General features: G+C 71.4%; 22 protein-coding genes and 1 riboswitch. Of the genes, 8 read left to right on the forward strand and 14 right to left on the reverse strand.

The window, feature by feature from the left end; genetic code table 11:
- Positions 1 to 77: 77 nt before the first annotated feature.
- The 5 genes from ACZ62B_RS31250 to ACZ62B_RS31270 form a co-directional block, all read right to left on the reverse strand.
- A complete protein-coding gene (locus ACZ62B_RS31250) occupies positions 78 to 1,268 on the reverse strand; it encodes a hypothetical protein (RefSeq protein WP_469692946.1) in 1,191 nt (396 codons plus the stop codon).
- Positions 1,269 to 1,301: 33 nt separating this feature from the next.
- Entirely contained in the window at positions 1,302 to 2,315 is a 1,014-nt protein-coding gene (locus ACZ62B_RS31255) for a C40 family peptidase (protein WP_344556055.1), read from the reverse strand.
- A 176-nt stretch (positions 2,316 to 2,491) separates the two neighbouring features.
- Positions 2,492 to 3,532 (reverse strand): C40 family peptidase, encoded by a 1,041-nt coding sequence (locus tag ACZ62B_RS31260; RefSeq protein ID WP_344556057.1) that lies wholly within the window; start codon positions 3,530 to 3,532, stop codon positions 2,492 to 2,494.
- Positions 3,533 to 3,763: 231 nt separating this feature from the next.
- Positions 3,764 to 5,107, reverse strand: coding sequence for an NYN domain-containing protein (locus tag ACZ62B_RS31265; RefSeq protein WP_468722883.1), 1,344 nt, complete (start codon positions 5,105 to 5,107; stop codon positions 3,764 to 3,766).
- Between the two features lie 64 nt (positions 5,108 to 5,171).
- Positions 5,172 to 5,411: a hypothetical protein gene (locus ACZ62B_RS31270; RefSeq protein ID WP_073936621.1), complete on the reverse strand. Its 240-nt coding sequence runs from the start codon at positions 5,409 to 5,411 to the stop codon at positions 5,172 to 5,174.
- A gap of 156 nt (positions 5,412 to 5,567) precedes the next feature.
- On the opposite strand from ACZ62B_RS31270, the gene ACZ62B_RS31275 reads away from it, so the two are divergent.
- The 7 genes from ACZ62B_RS31275 to ACZ62B_RS31305 all read left to right on the forward strand — a co-directional run bounded on the left by ACZ62B_RS31275 (position 5,568) and on the right by ACZ62B_RS31305 (position 11,881).
- Positions 5,568 to 6,302 (forward strand): rhomboid family intramembrane serine protease, encoded by a 735-nt coding sequence (locus ACZ62B_RS31275; RefSeq protein ID WP_468889734.1) that lies wholly within the window; start codon positions 5,568 to 5,570, stop codon positions 6,300 to 6,302.
- The gene (locus tag ACZ62B_RS31280) at positions 6,299 to 6,580 is read left to right on the forward strand and encodes an Lrp/AsnC family transcriptional regulator (protein ID WP_006136621.1); all 282 of its coding nucleotides are present in this window, start codon (positions 6,299 to 6,301) and stop codon (positions 6,578 to 6,580) included. Before ACZ62B_RS31275 ends, ACZ62B_RS31280 begins: the two co-directional genes overlap by 4 nt.
- Positions 6,581 to 6,806: 226 nt before the next feature.
- Entirely contained in the window at positions 6,807 to 7,121 is a 315-nt protein-coding gene (locus ACZ62B_RS31285) for a small secreted hydrophilic protein (RefSeq protein WP_344556064.1), read from the forward strand.
- The gene (locus ACZ62B_RS31290) at positions 7,048 to 8,547 is read left to right on the forward strand and encodes a sensor histidine kinase (protein ID WP_468722879.1); all 1,500 of its coding nucleotides are present in this window, start codon (positions 7,048 to 7,050) and stop codon (positions 8,545 to 8,547) included. Before ACZ62B_RS31285 ends, ACZ62B_RS31290 begins: the two co-directional genes overlap by 74 nt.
- The gene (locus tag ACZ62B_RS31295; RefSeq protein ID WP_344556068.1) at positions 8,544 to 9,206 is read left to right on the forward strand and encodes a response regulator transcription factor; all 663 of its coding nucleotides are present in this window, start codon (positions 8,544 to 8,546) and stop codon (positions 9,204 to 9,206) included. Before ACZ62B_RS31290 ends, ACZ62B_RS31295 begins: the two co-directional genes overlap by 4 nt.
- A gap of 89 nt (positions 9,207 to 9,295) precedes the next feature.
- A complete protein-coding gene (locus ACZ62B_RS31300; protein WP_344556070.1) occupies positions 9,296 to 10,711 on the forward strand; it encodes an SLC13 family permease in 1,416 nt (471 codons plus the stop codon).
- Between the two features lie 12 nt (positions 10,712 to 10,723).
- Positions 10,724 to 11,881, forward strand: a complete 1,158-nt coding sequence (locus ACZ62B_RS31305; RefSeq protein ID WP_344556072.1) for a glycerate kinase — start codon at positions 10,724 to 10,726, stop codon at positions 11,879 to 11,881.
- A 169-nt stretch (positions 11,882 to 12,050) separates the two neighbouring features.
- Here the strand turns inward: ACZ62B_RS31305 and ACZ62B_RS31310 are convergent, their stop codons facing one another.
- From ACZ62B_RS31310 to ctaE, 6 genes are all read right to left on the reverse strand, one after another.
- Positions 12,051 to 13,424 carry an aminotransferase class V-fold PLP-dependent enzyme gene (locus tag ACZ62B_RS31310; protein ID WP_469692951.1) on the reverse strand — a complete coding sequence of 458 codons (1,374 nt, stop codon included), beginning with the start codon at positions 13,422 to 13,424 and terminating at the stop codon, positions 12,051 to 12,053.
- 162 nt (positions 13,425 to 13,586) lie between these two features.
- Positions 13,587 to 13,703: riboswitch (SAM riboswitch) on the reverse strand.
- A gap of 282 nt (positions 13,704 to 13,985) precedes the next feature.
- A complete protein-coding gene (gene trpD, locus ACZ62B_RS31315) occupies positions 13,986 to 15,050 on the reverse strand; it encodes an anthranilate phosphoribosyltransferase (RefSeq protein WP_344556075.1) in 1,065 nt (354 codons plus the stop codon).
- A 157-nt stretch (positions 15,051 to 15,207) separates the two neighbouring features.
- Positions 15,208 to 16,845 (reverse strand): cytochrome bc1 complex cytochrome b subunit, encoded by a 1,638-nt coding sequence (qcrB, locus tag ACZ62B_RS31320; protein ID WP_344556077.1) that lies wholly within the window; start codon positions 16,843 to 16,845, stop codon positions 15,208 to 15,210.
- Entirely contained in the window at positions 16,842 to 17,900 is a 1,059-nt protein-coding gene (gene qcrA / locus ACZ62B_RS31325; RefSeq protein ID WP_073936631.1) for a cytochrome bc1 complex Rieske iron-sulfur subunit, read from the reverse strand. The genes qcrB and qcrA overlap by 4 nt, the downstream gene beginning before the upstream one ends.
- A complete protein-coding gene (gene qcrC / locus ACZ62B_RS31330) occupies positions 17,897 to 18,709 on the reverse strand; it encodes a cytochrome bc1 complex diheme cytochrome c subunit (protein WP_344556080.1) in 813 nt (270 codons plus the stop codon). Before qcrC ends, qcrA begins: the two co-directional genes overlap by 4 nt.
- A gap of 83 nt (positions 18,710 to 18,792) precedes the next feature.
- Complete coding sequence (ctaE, locus tag ACZ62B_RS31335; protein ID WP_344556082.1) at positions 18,793 to 19,404, reverse strand: aa3-type cytochrome oxidase subunit III; 612 nt, start codon at positions 19,402 to 19,404, stop codon at positions 18,793 to 18,795.
- Between the two features lie 238 nt (positions 19,405 to 19,642).
- On the opposite strand from ctaE, the gene ACZ62B_RS31340 reads away from it, so the two are divergent.
- Positions 19,643 to 20,044 carry a response regulator gene (locus ACZ62B_RS31340; RefSeq protein WP_344556084.1) on the forward strand — a complete coding sequence of 134 codons (402 nt, stop codon included), beginning with the start codon at positions 19,643 to 19,645 and terminating at the stop codon, positions 20,042 to 20,044.
- A 106-nt stretch (positions 20,045 to 20,150) separates the two neighbouring features.
- On the opposite strand, the gene ACZ62B_RS31345 is transcribed toward ACZ62B_RS31340, so the two are convergent.
- The 3 genes from ACZ62B_RS31345 to ACZ62B_RS31355 form a co-directional block, all read right to left on the reverse strand.
- Positions 20,151 to 21,428: a L,D-transpeptidase gene (locus ACZ62B_RS31345; RefSeq protein ID WP_469692953.1), complete on the reverse strand. Its 1,278-nt coding sequence runs from the start codon at positions 21,426 to 21,428 to the stop codon at positions 20,151 to 20,153.
- 116 nt (positions 21,429 to 21,544) lie between these two features.
- Entirely contained in the window at positions 21,545 to 21,943 is a 399-nt protein-coding gene (locus ACZ62B_RS31350; protein WP_217136690.1) for a cytochrome c oxidase subunit 4, read from the reverse strand.
- Positions 21,940 to 22,644: cytochrome c oxidase subunit I (locus ACZ62B_RS31355; protein ID WP_468884944.1), on the reverse strand; the 705-nt coding region annotated here is incomplete at its 5' end. The genes ACZ62B_RS31350 and ACZ62B_RS31355, both read right to left, overlap by 4 nt.

Raw genomic sequence — 22,644 nt, forward strand, 5'->3', positions numbered from 1 at the left:
GGGCGGGGATGCGCGGCACGACTGCCCGCGGAGGGCGGGGATGCGGCGCGGCTGCCCGCGGCTAGCGGCAGGCTCGCTCAGCTCAGGGCGTTTCTCACGTACTCCTGCCACTGGGCCGTGAACTCCTCGCGGGTCGTGTCGAGGACTTGGTGCATCGCGGCCTCCACCGCGCCCTCGCGGTGTTCGTGGGTGCCCACCGCGCGGTAGAACTCGTCGAGGCGGTCCTCGCCCCAGTGGTCGGCGATGAGGCGGCAGGCCAGCCAGCCGCTCTCGTAGGCGCGGGCGAGGTGGTCCGCGTCGCCGGAGAAGCCGAAGTCCTCGTCGTCCGGCAGTCCGGCGGGCACCTCGCCCCGGCCCACCGCGTAGGCGAGCTCCGGCGCGACCTCCGCGGGGGCGCGGTCGCCGTCGCGGTAGCCGACCCAGTCGGCGAACCCCTCGGACAGCCACAGCGGGGTCGCGGCGGAGGTGTGGGCGCGGGTGGCGACGTGGGTGGTCTCGTGGGTGAGGACGACCTGCCGGCCCGAGTCGCCGAGCATTCCGAAGGCGTCCGGGTTGACGATGATCCGGTCCGCCGGGGCCCGCCCGTCCGCGCCGGTGGCGCCGGTGGTGACCGCCGCGATCCCCCGGTAGGAGGAGGCGGGCGAGCCCAGCAGGCCCGCCATGCCCTCCAGGTCCTCCGGGACGAGGACGACCACGCGCCGGGCCCAGCGCGGGCCCCACGCGTCGGACACCGCGGGCACCGCGCGGTCGGCCAGTTCGGCGTAGTCCCGCAGTTTCTCGTCGGGCTGTCCGACGCCGAGGACGAGGCTCCGCTCGCCCCGCACTGCGCGGGCCGTGCCCTGGTCCCACAGTTGCTGGCCGGACTTCTTCGCGGGCCGGTCGGAGTCGACGGACCAGCGGCCGTCGCGGTCCCGGCTCAGGCTCAGGGAGCGGGCGGTGATGACCGGGGACCGGTCGTGGCCCTCGACGCGGTAGCTCAGGTCGGCGGAGGCGGTGGCGGTGTCACCGGTGCGGTCGAGGGCGGTGAGGCGGTAGGACCAGTCCGCGAGCGGCACCGCGCGCAGGTCGGCGAACCCGGCCCGGGTGCCGGTACGGGCGTACGCGGCGGCGTCACGGTCGAGGACGGCCTCCGCGCGGCGGTCGAGGAGGGACTGCACCTGCGCGCGTACGGCGTCGACGGCCGACCCCCCGCCGCACCCCACCAGGGAGACGAGCAGCAGACACAGCGCCATCACCGACGCACCCGGCACCCGCCTTCGACCAGCCACCTTCCCGAGGGTACGGGGGCCGGGCCGGTGCGGTCAGACCCTGGTGACCGACGAGACGGGCATCATGCCGACCGGGTCGTAGCGCACCGGGGCGCCGGGATGGGGCGCGTGGATCACCTGGCCGTTGCCCATGTACATCCCGACGTGGGAGGCGTCGGAGCGGTAGACGACCAGGTCACCGGGGCGTGCCTCGGACAGGGGGACCCGCCGGCCGGCGTACCGCTGGGCCTGCGAGGTGCGCGGCAGCGCGACCCCGGCCTGGGCGTACGACCACTGGGTCAGTCCGGAGCAGTCGAAGGCGGACGGGCCCTCGGCGCCCCAGACGTAGGGCCTGCCGAGGGCGGAGCGGGCGGCGGCGACGGCGGCCGCCGCGCGGGGCGAGGCGGGCGTGCCGGACGGGCCGAGCAGGTCCGCGCGTGCGGAGCGGGTGGCGCGGTCCCAGGCGGCGCGTTCGCCGGCCGGGAGGGAGTCGAGCAGCCGGCGGGCCTCGGTGAGCTTGCGCTCGACGGTCCGCTTGTGCGCGGCGACGGCCTTGCGGCTCCTCTCCAGCGCGCCGAGCTTTCCGGCCGCCTCCGCCCGGTCCTGGGCGAGGGAGCGCAGGGCGCTCCTCAGTCTCCTCAGTTCGGCGGCCTGGTGGACGGTGATCCGGTCCAGTACGGAGGCCTTCTCGAGGTAGTCCTCCGGGTCGTCGGAGAGCAGCAGGGCGAGGGCGGGGTCGAGGCCGCCGGAGCGGTACTGGGCGCCGGCGAGCGAACCCAGCGACTCCCGCATGGTGTTGACGCGTGCCTGCTGCCGGGCGATGCCGTCCTGTGCGGTGGCGATCTGCCGGCGCAGTCCGTCGGCGCGCTCGTCGGCCTCGTTGTACGCCTCGGTCGCCTTCTCGGCCTCCCGGTAGAGGCGGTCCACCTCGGCCCGGGTGACGTCGTACGGCGTGGCCGCGGCCGGTACGGCGGCGAGGGCGGTGGCCGCCGCGGACAGCAGACCGAGGGCGACGGTGGCGCTCCGGTCGGTTCCGGACGACGGTGCGGTACGGCGATGGGACCCCACGGGAAGCCGCGCTCCTTCCGCTGGCGGACAGGGAAACGCGGCAGACAGTAGCCCCACGGCGCCGGGCGAACCCTTGGCCGAGACGACCGCACACAGTGACGCCCCGCCTGTGACCTGCGTCAGAGGCGGGGCGCGGGGAAGATCGGCGCGGCGGGGAATCCCCCGAACGGCGGCAGCTAGACGCGGACGCCGAACATGAACGGGCCGCCGATGGTGTTCATCGACTCGTAGCGCACGACGGTGCCGGTGCGCGGGGCGTGGATGATCTGGCCGTTGCCCGCGTAGAGGCCCACGTGGTGCAGGTCGTTGAAGAAGAAGACGAGGTCGCCGACCTTGAGCTGGCTCACCGAGTAGATCCTGGTGCCGTCGTTGGTCTGGGCCTCGGAGGTGCGCGAGATGCCGACGCCGGCCTGCGCGTAGGCCCAGGAGGTCAGGCCGGAGCAGTCGAAGGAGGAGGGGCCGGTGGCGCCGTAGACGTAGGGGGTGCCGAGCTTGCTCTGGGCGGCGGCGAAGGCGGCGGCGGCGCGGCCGGAACCGGGCGGGACGTTGACGTTGAGCGCCTCACGCTCGCTGGCGCGGGTGGCGCGGCTCTCCTCCTGGGCGAGCTGCTGCTTCTCCTCGGCGGTGAGGGTGTTGAGCAGCTTCTGCGCGGAGGAGAGCTTGCTCTGGACTTCCTTCTTCTTCTTGCCCAGTTCGGTGCGGGTGGCGGAGAGGTCCTTGAGCTTCTCGGACGCCTCGGAGCGCTGCTGGGCGAGCTCGCGCTGCTTCTCCTGGATCTCCTTGAGCGCGTCGACCTGCTGGGTGCTCAACTGGTCGAGCGTGGACGCCTTGTCGAGGTAGTCGTCCGGGTCGGCGGAGAGGAAGAGCTGGACGGAGGGGTCGATGCCGCCGCTGCGGTACTGGGCGCTGGCCATCGAACCGAGGCCGTCGCGCAGCTCGTTGAGCTCCTGCTGGCCCTTGGCGACGTTGTCCTGGATCGTGGAGATCTCCTTCTGGAGCTTCTCCTGCTTCTCCTTGGCGCCGTTGTACTTCTCGGTGGCCTGCTCGGCCTGCTCGTAGAGCTTGTCGACCTTGGCCTTGACCTCGTCCTTGCTCGGCTTCTCGCTCGGCGCGGCGTTGGCGGCCTGCGAGCTCATGACGACAGCGGCTGCGGCAGCGGTGGTGAGCACGGTGACGCGTGCGCGGCTCGGCTGCTTGGGACGACGGTGGGACGCCACGGAGACGAGCTCCTTCTCGAGAGTGATCGCGCGAGCGAGGGTTCGAAGGGAGACCCTAGTGATTCTCTTGTGATCAGTTCAAATCCCCGGACACAAAATCTCCGTTACAGCGCGTTTATTTGGCCCGAACTCACCTGCGGTGACGTCCCTTTGACGCTACGTTGCGTGACGGTTCCGTCAATTCGGGCAAAGATCCTGTACGTTGCACGAGGTACGGATGGGGATCAGATATCAGGAAAGCCTCTTGAGCAGCATCGCCGACGCGACGGGGCGTGCGCCCGCGCGGGCCACTCCGTCGGCGACCTCGCGGTCGGTGGAGGCGACGATGACGGGCCGCCCCGGCGGCTCGGCGCGCACCAGCTGGCGGATCAGCTCGTCGGCGGTGACGCCCGGCTTGGAGAACAGCACCCGCACCCCGCGCGGCGGCGCGAGCAGCACCGGCGCGACCAGTTCGGCGCCGTCGAAGACGCAGGTCACCTCGGCGCCGGTCTGGGCGGCGAGCTGGGCGAGCTGGCCCAGGAGCCTGAGCCGCTGCTTCTCCAGGGGCATCTGGGGGTAGCCGGTCTTGGTGACGTTGTAGCCGTCGACGACCAGATGGGCCTGCGGCAGCGCCAGCAGCTGGTCGAGGACGGCCGGGTCGTGCTCGGACAGCGCGCGGTTGGCGATGTCCTTCGGGGTCATGCGGCCGGGCTCGACGGCGTCCACGGTCTCGGCGGGCCGGACGGACACGGGGGGCAGCGCCAGCTCCCGGCGGAGCCCCTGGGCCGCGTCGAGGACGGTGTCGAGGAGCAGCCGGACCCGCATGTCCTCCACGCTGCGGCCCTCCCGGGCGGCCCGGCGGGCGGCCTCCAGCGCGGCCTCGGTCTCCCCCAGCCGGGCCTTGAGGCGCCGGCTCTCGCTCTCGGCGGCCGACACCTGGGCGTGCCCCTCGGCGCGCACGGCCTCCATCTCGCCCCGCAGCTTGCGCACGGCGGCCTCGCCGCGCTTGACGTCGCTGAGGGCGGAGCGCAGCTTGCGGTGGAGCGACTCGGCTTCCTTCTTCGCCGACTCCAGTTCGGTGCGCAGCCGCTCGGTCTCGGACTTGGTGTGCTCACGGGCCCGGCCGAGTTCGGCGCGCAGCCGCTCCAGCTCGGCCCTGGTCTCCTCGTCGGCGCGCTCGGCGTCGGCGCGCTGGGCCTCCTCGCCGGCGGCGGTCACCAGTTTGACCCAGCCGGCCGGGCGGAGCACATAGGCCGCGGCCGCCACGTCGAGCGGGTCCGCGGCCGGGGGCGGGGAGCCTGAGTCGAGGGCGCCGGTCAGTTCCGACTGGGCCTCTCTGAGCTTCTCCCCGATGCGCTGCCGGAAGACCGGATCGGTCTCCAGCGCCGCGGCCATGGCGTTGCCGGCGAACTTGGCGCGGCGGTTCGGGGCGAAGCGCGCGTACTGCCGGAGCTGGGCCGGCAGCTCGGCGACCGTGAGGCCGCCGAAGCCGTCGGCGACGATCTGGACGACCCGGCGGCGCACTCCGTCGGGCAGCGGACGGTCGAGCACCTCGGCGGCGCCGTCCTGCGGCCCCCCGCCCGTGGTCTCCACCATCCGTCACACCCCAATGTCTGTGTGCGACCCCGTGCGGGGTCGCCGTCAGCGGGTCCGCTCCCGCTCAGGAGCCGGCGCCCGGCCTGTCCACGAGTTCCACCTGATCCACGGCGTTGCACCAGCGGCACCGCACCGACTCGATGGTCTCATCGAGCACCTCGCGCTCCTCGACCTTGGGCTCTCCGGCCAGATCGAGGTGGACGTACTCGACGACCTTCGACGAGCGGGTCACGTCGAAGCGGGTGAGGTTGCCGCAGAGGGTGCAGCGCCACCGCGTCGAGGCGGTCGGCAGAGGAACCGTCATCGTGGTTGTTCGCCTTCCTTCCAGTGTCCGTGACACACCGGATCCCCGGTGCGTATGGCTCGTAACCCTACGGCCTGGCGGGTCCCCGCCGCCCGCCCGTCCACGGCGGCGAGGCGGTCTGTGCGGTTGCGTCCGGTTACGTCATGCTCTGTGTTCATGATCCGCAACTGGAGCGCGTCGGCCGCCGGGGCGATCCGGGGCACCTCCGCGCCGGTGACCCACACCCTCGTCGTGCTGTGCTGCCTGGTCTTCCTGATCGGGCCGGCCTCGGGCCTGCGTCCGGCCCACGGCACCGGGGAGGAGCTGCTGGAGGCGCAGAGGGCCTATTTCCGGCACTGGGGCGTCATTCCCGCAGACCTGTTCGAAGGGTCCCCCGGGGCCGTCCTCACCCCCGCCACGGCGCTGTTCGTGCACGGCGGCTGGGTGCATCTGCTCGGCAACATGCTGTTCCTCCACGTCTTCGGAGCGATGACCGAGGCACGGATGGGCCGGGTGCGGTTCACCCTGTGCTACGCCGGGTGCGGCTACCTCGCGCTGCTGGGGTACGCCGCCGCCAACGCGGACTCCGAGCGGTCCCTGGTCGGTGCCTCCGGGGCGATCTCGGCGGTGCTCGGCGCGTTCCTCTTCCTGTTCCCCCGGGCCCGGGTGACCAGCCTCCTGCCGTTCCTGTTCTTCCTGCCGGTACGACTGCCTGCGTGGGTGGTGCTGCCGTTCTGGGCGGCGCTGCAGTGGGCGGCGGCGGGGCGGGCGGGCGAGGGGCCGGGGGTGGCGTACCTGGCGCACCTGATCGGGTTCGGGCTGGGCTTCGGCTACGCGTGGGTGTGCTTCGGCGGGGCGACTACAGTGAAGGCCACCCCTGCTCCGGCCCCCGAGGGAGAGAACCAGCCGTGATCACCGCGATCGTCCTCATCAAGACCAGCGTGGACCGGATCCCCGAGATCGCGGAACAGATCGCCGCGCTGGACAGTGTCAGCGAGGTGTTCTCCGTGACCGGTACGTACGACCTGATCGCCATGGTGCGGGTGCGTGAGCACGAGGATCTGGCGGAGGTCATTCCCGGCCGGATCAGCAAGATCCCGGGGGTGGAGGGGACCGACACGCATGTGGCGTTCCGTACGTACTCGCAGCACGACCTGGAGGCGGCGTTCGCCATCGGGCTGGACAGCTAGCGGGTCCGCCGGGGGCGGGGGCCCGGTCTTCGGTCGGTGGCGGTCCGGGGTGCCTGAGCCAGTTCTCCGCCCCCGCCGCCCCTTCCCGTCCCCGGGGGCGCTGCCCCCGGACCCCCGCTCCTCAAACGCCGGAGGGGCTGGATTCGGAGGGGCTGGATTCAGTGGATGAAGAGTTCTTCATCCGGCGCTCATCCGAGGGCTCCGGTGCGGTGCGCAGGATCGGGGCATGGTCTTCACTCGCCGGATGGCGGCGCTCGCCGCCGTCGTGCTGATTCCGCTGGGCGTCGCCGCGACCAGCTTCGCGCTCGCCGACAGTCCCGAACCGCCCAAGGTGCCGCCCCAGGTCGAACTGGACAGCGGTTCACCCACTCCGACGTCCACGGCCCCGTCCGCGCGGCCCGAGCCGACGCCGAGCGACGAGGTCGTCTCCCGGCCTCCGGTGACCGACAGTCCAGCGGGTGATGACGATGACGACGACCGAGACCAGGACTCCCCGGGCGACGGCCCCGGCGGGGACGACGGACCCGGCGACGACGGCTGACGCCCCTCTCCGGCGGATCTCCGCCCGGGTCCGCATCCTGCTGTGGCTGCTGTTCGTCATGGCGGTCGCGCTCGGCTCGGTCGCCATGACCACCCGCTCCTTCCTGCTGCGGGACGTCGACCACCGGATCAACGGGCTGCTCGCCCAGGAGGCCGGCGAGTTCGCCAACTTCGAGGAGCGCGGCTTCGATCCGGAGACGGGCCGGTCCTTCACCGACCCGGACCGGCTGCTGCGGGTCTTCCTGGAACGGCAGTACGCCGACCCGGACGAGGAACTGATCGGCCTGGTGGCCCGGAAGAGCGGCGACCCGGCGAAACTCACCCAGCCGCGCGACCTGCCCGTCGCCCTGCCCCTGCACCGGGACGGCGACGCCCGGCGCCGCATCTTCGACTCGCCCGACGCCTCCGGCGTGCTGCACCGGCCCGAGGGCGAGATCCGCTGGGCCAAGGTGTCCGTGGCCCGGCACGGCGGCGGCGCGCCCGAGGCGGCGTTCGTCGTCGCCTTCCACCCCGAACGCGAAGTGGCGCGGGTGGACGAGGTGTTCCGGGTGCTGCTCGCCATCTCCGGGGTCGCCCTGCTGCTGACCACCGGCATCGGCTGGGCGGTCGCCGGGCGGATCCTGCAGCCCGTACGGCTGGTGCGCACCGCCGCCGCGCAGCTCACCGAGCAGGACCTCACCCGCCGCATCCCGGTGCGCGGCCACGACGACATCGCGGCCCTCGCCGAGACGTTCAACGCGATGCTCGACCGGCTGGAGCGGGCCTTCGCCGTCCAGCGCCAGTTCGTCGACGACGCCGGCCACGAACTGCGCACCCCGATCACCATCGTGCGCGGCCACCTGGAGCTGATGGGCGACGATCCGGCCGAGCGCGAGGAGACCGTCCGGCTCGTCACCGACGAACTCGACCGGATGAGCCGCATCGTGGAGGACCTGCTGCTGCTCGCCAAGGCCGAACGCCCCGACTTCGTCACCCCGGAGCCGGTCCAGCTCGCCGAACTCACCGCCGACGTCTACGTCAAGGCCCGCGCCCTGGGCGAACGCGACTGGCAGCTCACGGACATAGCCGACCGGGAGGCGGAGCTGGATCCCCAGCGGATCACCCAGGCGATGGTGCAGCTCGCGCAGAACGCGGTGCAGCACACCACCACCGGCCAGACCATCCGCATCGGCTCCCGCGCGCGGGGTTCCCGGATCGAGCTGTACGTCGCCGACTCCGGCCCCGGTGTCCGGCCGCAGGACCGGGAGCTGATCTTCGAACGCTTCCGGCGCGGCACCTCCCGGCGCGGGGCGCGCGGTTCGGGCGCCGGGCTCGGCCTGTCGATCGTCAAGGCGATCGCCGAGGGCCACGGCGGCCGGGTCCGCCTGCACGACACCGAGGGCGGCGGCGCCACCTTCGTACTCACCCTGGGAGACACACGGACGTGAACCGCATTCTGATCGTCGAGGACGAGGACCGCATCGCCTCCTTCGTGGAGAAGGGCCTGCGCGCCAACGGCTTCACCACCACCGTCGTCCCCGACGGCGAGGCCGGCTACGAGTACGCCCTGACCGGCGGTTTCGACCTGGTCGTCCTGGACATCGGGCTGCCCGGCCGGGACGGCTTCACCGTGCTGCGCGAGCTGCGCGAGTCCCGGGTGACGACCCCGGTGATCGTGCTGACCGCGCGGGACTCGGTGCGGGACACGGTGGCCGGTCTGGAGGGTGGCGCCGACGACTGGATGACCAAGCCGTTCCGTTTCGAGGAACTGCTCGCCCGGGTACGGCTGCGGCTGCGTACGGCGGCCCGCGCGCCGGAGGTGACGGTGCTCAGGTCCGGTTCGCTCAGCCTCGATCTGCGCACCCGCCGCGCCCGCGCCGGGGAACGCACCGTCGATCTGACGGCGCGTGAGTTCGTCCTGCTGGAACTGTTCCTGCGCCACCCCGGGCAGGTACTCTCCCGCGAGCAGATCCTCTCCCACGTGTGGGGCTACGACTTCGACCCGGGCTCCAACATCGTGGACGTCTACGTGCGGGCGCTGCGCAAGAAGCTCGGCGCGGAGAAGGTGGAGACGGTCCGCGGGATGGGCTACCGCCTCCCCGCGTGACGGCCCCGCGGCGGGGCGGGCCCGCCGGGTGAAGTTCCTTTCATCTCCGGCTCATCGGCGGCTCACCGCCCGGGTGAATCGTCGATGACGTGACACTGAATCCCCGCTTGACCGCGGCCCTGTGCGTGGCGCTGTCGCTGTGCGCGCTGCTCGCGGTCCCCGGCAACTTCCCCGGTCTCGGCGGGGACGCGCGCCTCACCCTCGCCGTGTTCGCGCTGGCGACCTGCGCGTGGGTCGGTACGCCGATCGACGACACGTACATCGCGCTGGGCGCCGGACTCGCGCTGACGGTGACCGGGGTGATCAGCAGCGACACCCTGTTCGGCACCCTGGGCGACTCGACGGTGTGGCTGCTGATCTGCGCGTTCGTGCTGGCCGCCGCGGTGAGCCGGACCGGGCTCGCGGGACGGGCGGCGGCCTTCCTGGTCGGCGGGGCCCGTACGGTACGGCAGTTGACGCATCTGACGACGGCCGCGCTGGTCGTCACGGCGTTCGCGGTGCCCGCCACCTCCGGCCGGGCGGCGCTCGCCCTGCCGGTCTTCCTCGCCCTCGCCAAGGCGCTCGCCGACCGGAAACGACTGGTCGTGATGCTGGCGCTGCTGTTCCCGACCGTCATCCTCCTGTCGGCGGTGGCGACCCTGATCGGTGCGGGCGCGCATCTGATCACCGTGTCGGTGCTGTGGGAGGCCGCCGGGGAACGGGTCGGCTTCACCGAGTGGCTGCTGCTGGGGCTGCCGCTGGCCGTGGCCTCCTCCCATCTCGCCGCCGAGGCCGTCCTGTTGACCACCACCCGGCGCGCGGACCGCGAGGGCGGCGTGCACATCACCGCCGAGGAGATCCAGCGGCACAGCGACCGCCCGGTCACCGGCCCCTGGACCCAGGCCGAGAAGCGCTGCGCCCTGCTGCTGGCCACGGTCGTCGCCCTGTGGTGCAGCGAGCCGCTGCACCGGGTGTCGCCGGCCATGGTCGCGCTGATCGGCGCGGTCGTCGCCGCCTCGCCGGCGCTCGGCACCGTACGGCTGAAGGACGCGCTGAAGACGGTGCCCTGGTCGCTGCTGCTGTTCATGGCGGCGACGATGGCGATGGGCGTGGCGCTCGCCGAGTCGGGCGCGGCGAAGTGGCTGGTCGGCGGCTTGCCGGCGGGGATCACGCCGGTGATGTTCCTGGCGGTCGTCATCGCGGTCAGCACGGCCGCCCACCTGATACTCCAGTCCCGCTCCGCCCGCTCCTCCGTGCTGGTCCCGCTGGTGGTCGCGGCGGCCGTGGGCGCCGGGGTGAACCCGGTCGCCGCGGCGCTCGCCTCCACCGCCGCCGCCGGCTTCTGCCACACGCTCCCGGCCTCCGCGAAACCGGTCACGCTCTTCGCGGACATCCCCGGCACCCCCACCTACACCCCGCGCGACCTGCTGCGGCTGTCCGCCGTGCTGGCCCCGCTCACCGCCGCCCTGGTCCTGCTGTTCGCCGTCGCGGTGTGGCCGCTGCTCGGCGTCCCCGTGACCCGCTAAGGAGTTCCCCTCATGCTGAACCGTGTCGTCGTAGCCCCCAGCGGCTTCAAGGAGTCGCTGTCCGCCCAGGCAGCCGCCGACGCCATCGCGGCGGGTGTCCGCCGGGTGCTGCCGGACGCCGAGATCGACCGGATCCCGCTGGTGGACGGCGGTGAGGGAACGGCCTCGGCGCTGGCCTCGGCGACCGGCGGCCGGCTGGTCGCGCTGGCCGCCACCGGCCCGGTGGGCGAACCGGTCGGCACCCACTTCGCGCTGCTCGGCTCCGGGGACACGGCGGTGGTGGAGATGGCGGCGGTCGCCGGCCTCTCCCTGGTCCCCCGCACCCGGCGCGACCCGGGCGCCACCACCACGTACGGCGTCGGGGAACTGATCCGCGCCGCCCTCGACCAGGGCGTACGGCGCATCCTGGTGGGCTGCGGCGACTCGGGCACCTCCGACGGCGGCGCGGGCGCGCTCCAGGCGCTCGGCGCGCGACTGCTGGACGCGGACGGGTGCGAACTGGCGGCCGGCGGCCGTGAGCTGACGCGCCTGGCCCGTATCGACCCGACCGGGCTCGATCCCCGCCTCGCCGGTGTGGAACTCCTCGTCGCCTGCAACCCCTTCAACGTGCTGTGCGGGGAGCGGGGTGTGGCCCGGGTGTTCGGTCCGCAGAAGGGGGCGACTCCGGAGCAGGTGGAGGAGTTGTCGGCGGCGCTGGAGAACTGGGCACGGGTGCTGACCCGCGATCTCGCCGTCACCGGCACCGATCTGCGCCTCGGGCGCGGTACGGGCGCCTCCGGCGGGCTCGGCGCCGGGCTCGCCGCCCTGGGCGGGGCCCTCCTGCCGCGCTTCCACGTCCTGCTGGACCACCTCGACCTGGACGCCCGGCTGGCCCGCGCCGATCTGGTCGTCACCGCGGAGGGGGCGCTGGACCACCAGACGCCGCGCGGGAAGGTGCCGGCGGAGGTGGCACGGCGCGCCAAGCTGTCGGGGCGGCCGGTGCTGGCGCTGGCGGGGACGCTCGGGGAGGGGGCGGGGGAGGTGCCGGGGGTGGATGCCTGTCATGGCATCCTGCCCGCGCCGATGGCTCTGGCGGAGGCGCTGGTGCGCGGCGCGGAGCTCCTCACCGACGCCACGGAGCGCGCCCTGCGCATGATCGTGCTGGGCGCCCGGTTGCCGGCGACCACCTAGTTTTTCCGCCCCCGCCGCCCTTACCCGTCCCATCCCGGGGGCGCTGCCCCCGGACCCCTGCTCCTCAAACGCCGGAGGGGCTGACATTTAGCCCCTCCGGCGTTTGAGGAGCGGGGTCTGGGGCGGAGCCCCAGGTCGGGACGGGAAGGGGCGGCGGGGGCGAAAGAAATCACTCCCGGCCGGAGGTGTCCGGTACGCAGCGGCCGTCCACCGTCCGGTAGTTCCAGCGAGCCCCGTCCCGCACGAGCTCCCGCACCGCCCGCACGAACCGCTCCACGTGCTCATCGGGCGTCCCCGCCCCGAAGCTGACCCGAATCGCGTTGAGCGACTTCTCACCGGGCCCCGCCTCAGGCGCCCCGCACTCCCCCTGCGCCCGCGCATCACCACCGAGCAGCGTACGCACCAGCGGATGCGCGCAGAACAACCCGTCCCGCACACCGATGCCGTACTCCGCGGACAGCGCCGCGGCGAAGTGGGAGCTGTTCCAGCCCTCCACGACGAAGGAGAGCACACCGACGCGCGGGGCGTCGTCCCCGAACAGGGACAGGAACCGCACCTCGGGCACGTCCGCGAGTCCTTCGCGCACCTCCCGGACCAGCCGCTCCTCACGCGCGGCCAGCGCCTCGAACCCGGCCTCGGTGAGCGCCTTGCAGGCGGACGCGACGGCGTAGGCGCCGATGACGTTGGGCGAGCCGGCCTCGTGGCGGGCGGCGCCCTCGTGCCACTCCACGTCCACTCCCCCGTCCCCGCGCCGGGTGACCTTGCGGCTGGCGCCGCCGCCCGCGAGGTAGGGCTCGGCCTCCCGGAGCCAGTCGACGCGGCCGGCCAGCACACCGGAGCCGAAGGGGGCGTACAGCTTGTGCCCGGAGAAGGCGACCCAGTCGACGTCCAGGTCGGTCACCGAGACGGCGTGGTGCGGGGCGAGCTGGGCGGCGTCCAGCACGATCCGCGCGCCGTGCGCGTGCGCGGCGGCGGCCAGTTCCCGTACGGGCCACAGCTCGCCGGTGACGTTGGAGGCGCCGGTGACACAGACCAGGGCGGGGCCGTAAGGGTCGCGGTCGGCGAGGGCGCGCTCCAGGTTCTCCACCGCCTGGCGGGGGCTGCGCGGGGCGTCCAGGTAGGTGACGCGCGCGTCGCGCCAGGGCAGCAGGGAGGCGTGGTGCTCGGTCTCGAAGACGAAGACCTCGCAGCCGTCGGGGAGCGCGGCGGCGAGCAGGTTGAGGGAGTCGGTGGTGGACCGGGTGAACACCACCTGGTCCCCGGTACGGCAGTCGAGGAACTCGGCGACGGTCCGGCGGGCGTTCTCGAACAGGTCGGTGGAGAGCTGGGAGAGGTATCCGGCGCCCCGGTGGACGCTGCCGTAGTACGGCGCGTAGGCGGCCACGTCGTCCCAGACCCGCTGGAGGGCGGGGGCGCTGGCGGCGTAGTCGAGGGCGGCGTAGGTGACCTCGCCCCCGGTGACGAGGGGAACGGTGACGTCCCGGCCGAGGACGGGCAGCGGGGCGCGGACGGACCGGTCGGCGGCGACGGTGGGGACGGACATGACACAACTCCCGGTGAGGCAGGCGGAATCCCCGCGCGAGCGCACATCGCTCAAGCGCGGAAGGAAGGGAAAAGGGGTGCGCGGAGGCGGGGCTCGGCGGCCCTAGCGCATTCGCTTGCTCACGGAAGACTCCTCGACGACCAGGACCCCTGGTGTGCGAGGGGTCCGCGCTTGCCGTGAGCCTTGCTGCTCACGGCCTGGTCTTCACCCGGGGCACCCCGCCACGGACGGAGGGTTGCCGGACAGCCGGCCGGGGCCTGATGGCTGTCACTCATGACCTGAACGGAAAAGTACGCGAAATGATCGACGCCCCGCAACCCATGTCCGGATCGCGGGACATCCCACCGCCGGGCGGCGGGGCCCGCCCGGCGGACCGGGCTGGAGGAAACCGACGGTGCCTCGCGGCCCCGGTGAGCGGGGGTGACGGGGGTTCCCCGTGCAGGGGAACCCCCACTCGAACGAAGCCGGGGGGGAAGCCGAGTGTGAGGGAGTCCGCAGCCGCGAGGCGGTGCGGACGCGCGCACCGGCCCCCGCCTCTCCGGCACCCCCGCCGGGCAGGCCTTACGCGTTGCTGACGGTCACCCAGCGTTCCAGGACCCGCTTGGCGGCTCCCGAGTCGATCGCCTCGGCCGCCTTCGCCATTCCGGCGCGGAGCTGTTCCGTCAGGGTGCCGCCGCCCGGCTCCAGGGCCACCAGTGCCGCCGCCGAGTTCAGCAGCACCGCGTCCCGTACGGGGCCCGGTTCGCCGTCGAGGAGCCGGCGGGCGACCTCGGCGTTGTAGGAGGCGTCGGCACCGCGCAGCGCCTCCACGGGCACCAGCTCGATGCCGACGTCACGCGGGTCGAAGGCCTCCTCGGTGACCTTGCCGTCGCGCACCACCCACACCCGGGAGGTGGCGGTGGTCGTCAGCTCGTCGAGTCCGTCGTCGCCGCGGAACACCAGCGAGGAGTGGCCGCGCTCGGCGAACACCCCGGCCATGATGGGCGCCATCCGCGGGTCGGCGACCCCGACGGCCTGTGCCTTGACCCGTGCCGGGTTGGCCAGCGGGCCGAGGAAGTTGAACACCGTGCGGACGCCGAGCTGGCCCCGCGCGGCGGCCACGTGGCGCAGCGCCGGGTGGAACTTCACCGCGAAGCAGAAGGTGATCCCGGCCTCCTCGGCGACCTCGGCCACCCGCTTCGGCGTCAGCTCCAGATTGACGCCGAGCTTCTCCAGGACGTCGGAGGCGCCGGACGCGGAGGACGCGGCCCGGTTGCCGTGCTTGACGACCTTCGCGCCGGTGCCGGCCACCACGATCGAGGACATCGTGGAGATGTTCACCGTCTTGGCGCCGTCGCCGCCGGTGCCGACGATGTCGACCGTCTCGCCCGGCACCTCGATCACATGGGCGTGGTCGTACAGCGCCCGTACGCAGCCGGTGATCTCCTCGACGGTCTCGCCCTTGGCCCGCAGGGACACCGCGAACCCGGCGATCTGCACGTCGGTCGCCTCGCCGCGCATGATCAGGTCCATCGCCCAGGCGGTGTCCTCGGCGGTCAGGTCCCGGCCGTCCAGCAGTCCGTTCAGCAGGGCGGGCCAGGAACGGCCCGCCGCGGTGTCGCCTCCAGCGGGGGTCACAGCGCTCATGGCCGCTCCTGATGGTCGTAGAAGAGTCCGAGGACCGGGCAGGGTCCCGGTGGTGTCCACCCTATCCAGGTCCGGGGACGGCGAAGGGCCCCCGTCCGCAGAACGGACGGGGGCCCTTCGCCGTCGTGTGGCGACTGGGGTGAGGCGCTGAAGGTGATCAGTGGTGGCCGTGGCCGCTCGTGATCTCCTTGTACTCCTCGACGGTCGGCTTCGGGATCTGGGCGTCCTCGCCGTAGTAGCCCTTGCTCAGCTTGGCGCGCAGCTTCTCGGTCGCCTTCACCTTGCGCCGGACGCCGTTCTCGTCGACCTCCGGGCCGATCTCGGCCGGCTTGTACTGCTCGTGCGCGGTGAGGGTGTACATCTGCTCCTGGCTGAGCGGCTCGTGCACCTCGATGAACTCACCGTGCGGCAGGCGCTTGATGATGCCCGACTCGCGGCCGTGCAGCACCTTGTCCTTGTCCCGGCGCTGCAGGCCGAGGCAGATCCGCTTGGTGACGACGAACGCGACGACCGGTCCCGCGAAGAAGCCGATGCGGACGAACCAGGTGACCGCGTTGATCGAGAGGTTGAAGTGCGTGGCGAAGATGTCGTTGCCACCACCGATCAACATGATCATGTACGCCGTGACCCAGGCGACGCCGAAGGCCGTACGGGTCGGGGCGTTGCGCGGCCGGTCCAGGATGTGGTGCTCGCGCTTGTCCCCGGTGATCCAGGACTCGATGAACGGGTAGAGCGCGATGACCGCCAGGAAGATACCGAAGATCACCAGCGGGACGAAGACGCCCAGGACCAGGGTGTGGCCCCAGAGGTTGATCTCCCAGCCGGGCATGGCGCGGACCAGGCCCTCGGCGAAGCCCATGTACCAGTCGGGCTGGGCGCCCGTGGAGACCATGTCCGGACGGTACGGGCCCAGGGCCCAGATCGGGTTGATGGACGCGATGCCGGCGATCAGGGCGGTGAAGCCGAAGACCAGGAAGAAGAAGCCTCCCGCCTTGGCCATGTAGACCGGCAGCAGCGGCATGCCCACGACGTTCTTGTTGGTCCGTCCGGCACCCGCGAACTGCGTGTGCTTGTGGTAGAAGACCAGGATCAGGTGGGCGACCACCAGGCCGAGCATGATGCCCGGCAGCAGCAGGATGTGGATCGAGTAGAACCGCGCGACGAAGTCGGTGCCGGGGAACTCCCCGCCGAACAGGAACATCGAGATGTACGTGCCGACGATCGGCACGGACAGGATCGCGCCCTGGGTGAAGCGGACACCGGTTCCGGAGAGCAGGTCGTCCGGCAGCGAGTAACCGGTGAAACCGGTGAACATGCCGAGGACGAACAGCAGGAAGCCGAACAGCCAGTTGATCTCACGCGGCTTGCGGAACGCGCCGGTGAAGAAGACGCGCATCATGTGCACGAACATGCCGGCCAGGAAGATGACCGCGGCCCAGTGGTGGATCTGCCGGATCAGCAGACCGCCACGGACGTCGAAGCTGATGTCCAGCGTCGACTTGTAGGCCTCACTCATCAGCTGTCCCTGCAGCGGGACGTAACTGCCGTGGTACTCCACCTCGTTCATCGACGGGTGGAAGAACAGCGTCAGGTACACACCCGTGAGGATGATGATGAGGAAGCTGTAGAGGCAGATCTCGCCCAGCATGAAGGACCAGTGGTCCGGGAAGATCTTGCGCATGTTGGCCTTGGCCAGGGAGTAGATCCCCAGCCGGCCGTCGGCCCAGTCGGCGACGCGCTCGCCGGCCGGTGCCTTCCCGCGCGAGCGGGACTCGGGGGTCGTCGTAGTACTCATCCGCGCTCCCAGAAGGCAGGACCGACGGGCTCTGCGAAGTCGCCGAGCGCTTCGAGGTAGCCCTCGTCGTTCACGCCGATGCGCAGCTGCGGCAGCGGGTGACCGGCGGGGCCGAAGATGACCTTGGCACCGTCGGAAAGGTCGAAGGTGGACTGGTGGCAGGGGCACAGCGCGTGGTGCGTCTGCTGCTCGTACAGGGAGATCGGGCAACCGACGTGGGTGCAGATCTTCGAGTACGCGAGGATGCCCTCGTGCGACCACTCGAGCGACTGCTTGTCCTTGATGTCGTCCGGCTGGATGCGGACCAGCATCAGGGCAGCCTTGGCGATCTCGTTCTGGAAGCCGTGGTCGTGCTCCTCCAGGCCCTCGGGCTTGGCGAAGGTCAGCGAGCCCACGATGAGGTCGGACGGCCGCAGCGGCTCGTTGGTGTTCATGTTGACGAGCAGCTTGCCCTTGCCCCACAGGGTGTGGCGCAGCTTGGTCTCGGGCAGCGGCCCGAGCTCGCGCAGCAGCACGACGCCGGAGAGCGGGAACAGGGCGAGGGCGCCGAACATCGTGTTGCGGATCAGCTTGCGCCGGCCGAGCGCCGACTCCTTGGCACCCTGGCGGAAGTCGTCCATGACCTTCGCCTTGACCTCGGGCGAGGCCTCGATCGGGTGCCGCTCGTCGGCCAGCTCCTCGTCGGACATCAGGGTGCGGGCCCAGTGGACCGCGCCCGCGCCGATGGCGAACAGGGCGATGCCGAGCGTCACGCCGAGCGCGAAGTTCAGGGCACTGATGTGTCCCAGCGGGAAGATGTAGACGATCTTCTCGACCGGGATCGCCACGAACGAGGCGATGAAGCCGATGGTGGCCAGCATCGACAGCGTGAACATCAGGGCGACCGCGCGCTCGGACCGCTTGGCGGCCCGCTCGTCGATGTCCTGGATCCGGTGCTCGTGGGGCGGCAGGCCCGGGTCGGCGAACGGGTTCTTCTCGTCCGCGACCTTCACCGCGCCGTGGGTGGTGTCCTGCGCTGCGGGCAGGTTCTCTTCGGGGATGTCTTGGCTACTCATGACTTCTTGGCCTTTGCGGTCCGAGCGGCGACCCACACGGCGACGGCGATCAGTCCGCCGAGACCGAAGATCCAGCCGAACAGGCCCTCACTGACCGGGCCCAGCCCGCCCAGCGACATGCCGCCCGGGCTCTCGGACTCGTCGGTGTTGACCTCGCCCAGGTACGCGATGATGTCCTTCTTGTTCTGCTCCGACAGCGTGCTGTCGGGGAAGGAGGGCATGTTCTGCGGGCCGGTGAGCATGGCCTCGTAGATGTGCTTGGGGTCGACGTCCTCAAGGCTCGGGGCGTACTTGCCGTGCGTGAGCGCACCGCCCTTGCCGGTGAAGTTGTGGCACTGCGCGCAGTTGTTGCGGAACAGTTCGCCGCCCTTGGCGATGTCGGCGCCCTCGGGGCCGTACTGCTCGGCGGTGGGGACGGCCGGGCCGGCGCCCAGGGAGGCGATGTACGCCGCCAGCTGGTCGATCTCGGCCTGCGTGTAGACGGCCGGCTTTTCCGGGGCCTGCGCCATCTGCGAGGTGGCGGCCGGCATGCGGCCGGTGCTCACCTGGAAGTCGACGGCGGCGGCGCCCACGCCCACCAGGCTCGGGCCGTCGGACGTGCCCTGACCGCCGGTGCCGTGGCAGCTGGCGCAGCCGACCGCGTAGAGCTTCTTGCCCTCCTCGATCGTGAGGGACTGGGCAGTTTCGTCGGCCTGCGCCTTGTCCGCGGGTGCGAACACGGCGTAGAGCCCCCCGGTGCATGCCAGCGCGAGGAGTAGGACGACGAGCGCCGCCAGCGGATGGCGTCGTCGTGCGGAGAGCTTTTTCACGGATTACCCCGGTGTCAGGATCTTCTGCGTCGATGCTTCTGGTTGGTGCGCCCGGAAAGGGGCGCGCGCGGATGTGGGCCCGGCTACTTGATCATGTAGATCGTGGCGAAGAGGCCGATCCAGACGACATCGACGAAGTGCCAGTAGTAGGACACGACGATGGCCGCGGTCGCCTGCTCGTGGGTGAACCTCTTGGCTGCGTAGGTCCGGCCCAGGACCAGCAGGAAGGCGATGAGACCGCCCGTCACGTGCAGGCCGTGGAAGCCGGTGGTCAGGTAGAACGCCGAGCCGTATGCGTCGGAGGAGAGGGACAGGCCCTCGTGCTTGACCAGCTCGGTGTACTCGAAGACCTGACCGCCGATGAAGATCGCGCCCATGATGAAGGTGACGATGAACCACATCCGGAGCTTCTTCACGTCACCGCGCTCGGCGGCGAACACGCCGAGCTGGCAGGTGAGGGAGGAGAGCACCAGGATCGTGGTGTTCGTCGCCGAGAACGGGAAGTTCAGGGTGTCGGCCTTCTCCGACCAGAACTCCGGACCGGTCACCGATCGCAGGGTGAAGTACATCGCGAAGAGGGCCGCGAAGAACATCAGCTCGGAACTCAGCCAGATGATGGTTCCGACGCTGGTGAGGTTCGGTCGGTTGACCGACGGGTGCGCGTGCCCGGTATCTACTGTCGTTGCTGTCGCCACGCCGACATTATGTCGGTCGCTTATCCCGCCCTCACTCCCGGGGGTGCCGTTCGGTGCGTTCGGCCCTCCTGGACTGCCCGGATGGCCCATCCGCGAGCCGTGTCGGGGCCGTGTCGGGGCCGCCTCGAAGGCGTGTCCGAACCAGTGTTGACAAGCGGTCGGAGGGGGTAGCATCCGCGCCATCGGTACCCGAAGTTCCCGACAGAGCCGTGCCCTCTCTCTTACGCGTGGAGGAACAATGCAGGCGACCGCCACGGTGCTGGTCTACAGCGACGACGCCAACACCCGGGAGCAGGTGCGGCTCGCCACCGGGCGGCGGCCGGCGCCGGACGTGCCCGTCGTGGAGTTCGTGGAGTGCGCGACCCCGGCGGCCGTGCTGGCCGAGCTGGACCGGGGCGGCATCGATGTGTGCGTGCTGGACGGTGAGGCCGTGCCGATGGGGGGCATGGGGATGTGCCGGCAGATCAAGGACGAGGTGTTCAACTGTCCGCCGGTGCTTCTGTTGATCGGGCGGCCGCAGGATGCGTGGCTGGCGACGTGGAGTCGCGCCGAGGCCGCGGTCACCTTGCCGGTGGAGCCGGTGGAGTTCGCCTCGGCGTTGGCGTCTCTGCTGCGGCAGAAGTCTCTGGCGGGCGCCTAGGAGCTCGGACCTGTCCGTTGTTCGGCGGCCGCGGGCCGGTGGGGGTTGTTCGCGCCCACGCGGCGGAGCCGCAGATCGGCCACGGCCCCGCGCCCCTTTCGGGGCGCTACACCGCCGTCGGCCTGAGACGTGCTGTCTCCCGGAGGTTCCGGGCCTTGTCGGTGGTCAGGGCGCTGCCCGCCTGCCAGGTGGGCCAGTCGAGGTTCCAGTCGCCGTAGCCGTTGCCGAAGGGTTCCATCGTGTCGCCGGCCGAGTTCTCGACCTTGACGATGTCGCCCTGGCGGACGGTGTCGAAGAACCACTCCGCGTTGCCGGTGCTCATGCCGACGCAGCCGTGGCTGACGTTGTCGTAGCCCTGGGAGCCGACGGACCAGGGGGCGGCGTGCACGTACTCGCCGCTCCAGGTCACCCGGGTGGCGAACTCGACGTCCAGGTCGTACGACTCCGCCGAGCCCTCGGCGATGCCGACGGTGGTGCTGCGCATACGTACGAAGCGTTCCTTGGCGAGTACGACCTTGACGCCGTTGCGGGTCTCGAAGCCGGGCTTGCCGGTGGTGACGGGGATCTGCTTGATCTCCTCGTTGTTCTTGTAGACCGTCAGCCGGTGCGCGGCGGCGTCGGTGACGGCTATCACCCGGTCGCCGGTGCGGATGGTCAGGGGATCCGACCTGCCGCCCCGCAGCCGGTCGTTGACCTTGACGCCCTCCAGGGCGCTGCGCACGCCGATGGTGGCGTGGGCGGGCCAGTAGTCCCGGGGGCGGTAGTGCAGCTTCTTGTCGTCCACCCAGTGCCAGGCGCCGGACACGGCGGGGGTGGACTCGACCTTCAGGGAGCGCTCCACGACGGCTCGCTGGGCCGGGTCCTTGACGGGTGCGCTCAGCTCGGCGGTGAGGGGCTGGCCGACGCCGTACGTGCCCGCCCCGGGGCCGAAGGCGACGGTCAGGCGCCGGGTGGTGGCGGGCTTGGCGGTGGTGAAGGTGAGGACCTTGCGGCCGGGCGCCCCGTCCTCGTCCTCGGTGCTCACCCGGACCGTGTACCGGGCGCCCGCGGTCAGCGGGGAGGTGCTGTGCCAGCGGCTGCCGTCGGCGGCCAGTTCGCCCGCCACGTGGCGTCCCGAGGCGTCCACGGCGGTGACGTCCGTGATGCGCCCGTCGGAGTCCTCGGCGACGACCTCCAGGGGCTTGTCGGGGTCGGCCTCCCCGCCCGCTTCGACGGATCCGCTGAAGGAGATCCGGTCCGCCGCGTCGTAGGGCTCGGCGGACAGCGGGTCGCCGTCGGAGGAACAGCCCGCGACGCCCGCGCCGAGGGCGATCACCAGCAGCGTGCAGCCGGCGACGCGGCTCCGCCCGGCGCCCGCGCCACGAGGGGACTTGGTGCGTCTCATGGCCTCACGCTAGGAACCCGCGCCGCCCTCGGCTCACTGGACGGCCCGAACGGGTGAGAGAACGGCGAGGGGCCCGGACCCTCCTGGTGGAGTGTCCGGGCCCCTCGCCGCCGTGGTCACTGGGTGCGGTTCTCACCGCGGTAGTACTCGAAGACCCAGCCCCAGATGCCGATCAGGAGCAGCGGCGCCGAGAAGTACATCAGCCACCAGCCGATCGCGACACCCATGAAGGCCAGGGCACCGCCCACGGCCAGGGAGAGCGGCTGCCAGCTGTGCGGGCTGAAGAACCCGACCTCGCCGGCGTCGTCGGCGACGTCCGCCTCCTTGTTGTCCTGCGCGCCCACGTCGACCCGCCGGGCCGTGAAGCCCAGGTAGAAGCCGATCATGATGGACAGGCCGAACGCCAGGAAGAGGGCGGTGGTGCCGACCGGCTCCTTCGACCACACGCCGTAGACCCCGGCCATGATGAGGAAGAAGACGCTCAGCCAGATGAACATCTTGCCCTGGATCTTCACTTGCCGGCCTCCTTGCTGCCGGAGAGGGCCTTCTCACCGTGACCGGCGTTCTCGAGTTCGTCGAGTGCGGCGATCTCGGGGTGGTGCAGGTCGAACGCCGGGGATTCACTGCGGATCTTCGGCAGGGTGAGGAAGTTGTGCCGCGGGGGCGGGCAGGAGGTCGCCCACTCCAGCGAGCGGCCGTAGCCCCAGGGGTCGTCGACGCCGACCGGCTTGCCGTACTTGGCCGTCTTCCAGATGTTGTAGAAGAACGGCAGCATCGACATGCCCAGCAGGAACGAGGCGATCGTCGAGACCGTGTTCAGGGCGGTGAAGCCGTCCGCGGCCAGGTAGTCGGCGTAGCGGCGCGGCATGCCCTCGACACCCAGCCAGTGCTGGACCAGGAAGGTGCCGTGGAAGCCGACGAACAGCGTCCAGAAGGTGATCTTTCCGAGGCGTTCGTCGAGCATCTTGCCGGTGAACTTCGGCCACCAGAAGTGGAAGCCGGCGAACATCGCGAACACCACGGTGCCGAAGACCACGTAGTGGAAGTGCGCCACCACGAAGTAGCTGTCCGAGACGTGGAAGTCCAGCGGCGGCGAGGCCAGGATGACACCGGTCAGACCACCGAAGGTGAAGGTGATCAAAAAGCCCAGCGTCCACAGCATCGGGGTCTCGAAACTGAGCGACCCCTTCCACATGGTGCCGATCCAGTTGAAGAA

The organism is Streptomyces sp. NPDC053426 (genome assembly GCF_055585405.1).

Coding starts and splice junctions, on each gene's coding strand:
- ACZ62B_RS31275 (WP_468889734.1), top strand. CDS start 5,568: ATGATCCGCAACTGGAGCGCGTCGGCCGCCGGGGCGATCCGGGGCACC.
- qcrB (WP_344556077.1), bottom strand. CDS start 16,845: ATGAGTACTACGACGACCCCCGAGTCCCGCTCGCGCGGGAAGGCACCG.
- ACZ62B_RS31305 (WP_344556072.1), top strand. CDS start 10,724: ATGCTGAACCGTGTCGTCGTAGCCCCCAGCGGCTTCAAGGAGTCGCTG.
- ACZ62B_RS31345 (WP_469692953.1), bottom strand. CDS start 21,428: ATGAGACGCACCAAGTCCCCTCGTGGCGCGGGCGCCGGGCGGAGCCGC.
- ACZ62B_RS31270 (WP_073936621.1), bottom strand. CDS start 5,411: ATGACGGTTCCTCTGCCGACCGCCTCGACGCGGTGGCGCTGCACCCTC.
- ACZ62B_RS31340 (WP_344556084.1), top strand. CDS start 19,643: ATGCAGGCGACCGCCACGGTGCTGGTCTACAGCGACGACGCCAACACC.
- qcrA (WP_073936631.1), bottom strand. CDS start 17,900: ATGAGTAGCCAAGACATCCCCGAAGAGAACCTGCCCGCAGCGCAGGAC.
- ACZ62B_RS31285 (WP_344556064.1), top strand. CDS start 6,807: ATGGTCTTCACTCGCCGGATGGCGGCGCTCGCCGCCGTCGTGCTGATT.
- trpD (WP_344556075.1), bottom strand. CDS start 15,050: ATGAGCGCTGTGACCCCCGCTGGAGGCGACACCGCGGCGGGCCGTTCC.
- ACZ62B_RS31265 (WP_468722883.1), bottom strand. CDS start 5,107: ATGGTGGAGACCACGGGCGGGGGGCCGCAGGACGGCGCCGCCGAGGTG.
- ACZ62B_RS31290 (WP_468722879.1), top strand. CDS start 7,048: ATGACGACGACCGAGACCAGGACTCCCCGGGCGACGGCCCCGGCGGGG.
- ACZ62B_RS31310 (WP_469692951.1), bottom strand. CDS start 13,424: ATGTCCGTCCCCACCGTCGCCGCCGACCGGTCCGTCCGCGCCCCGCTG.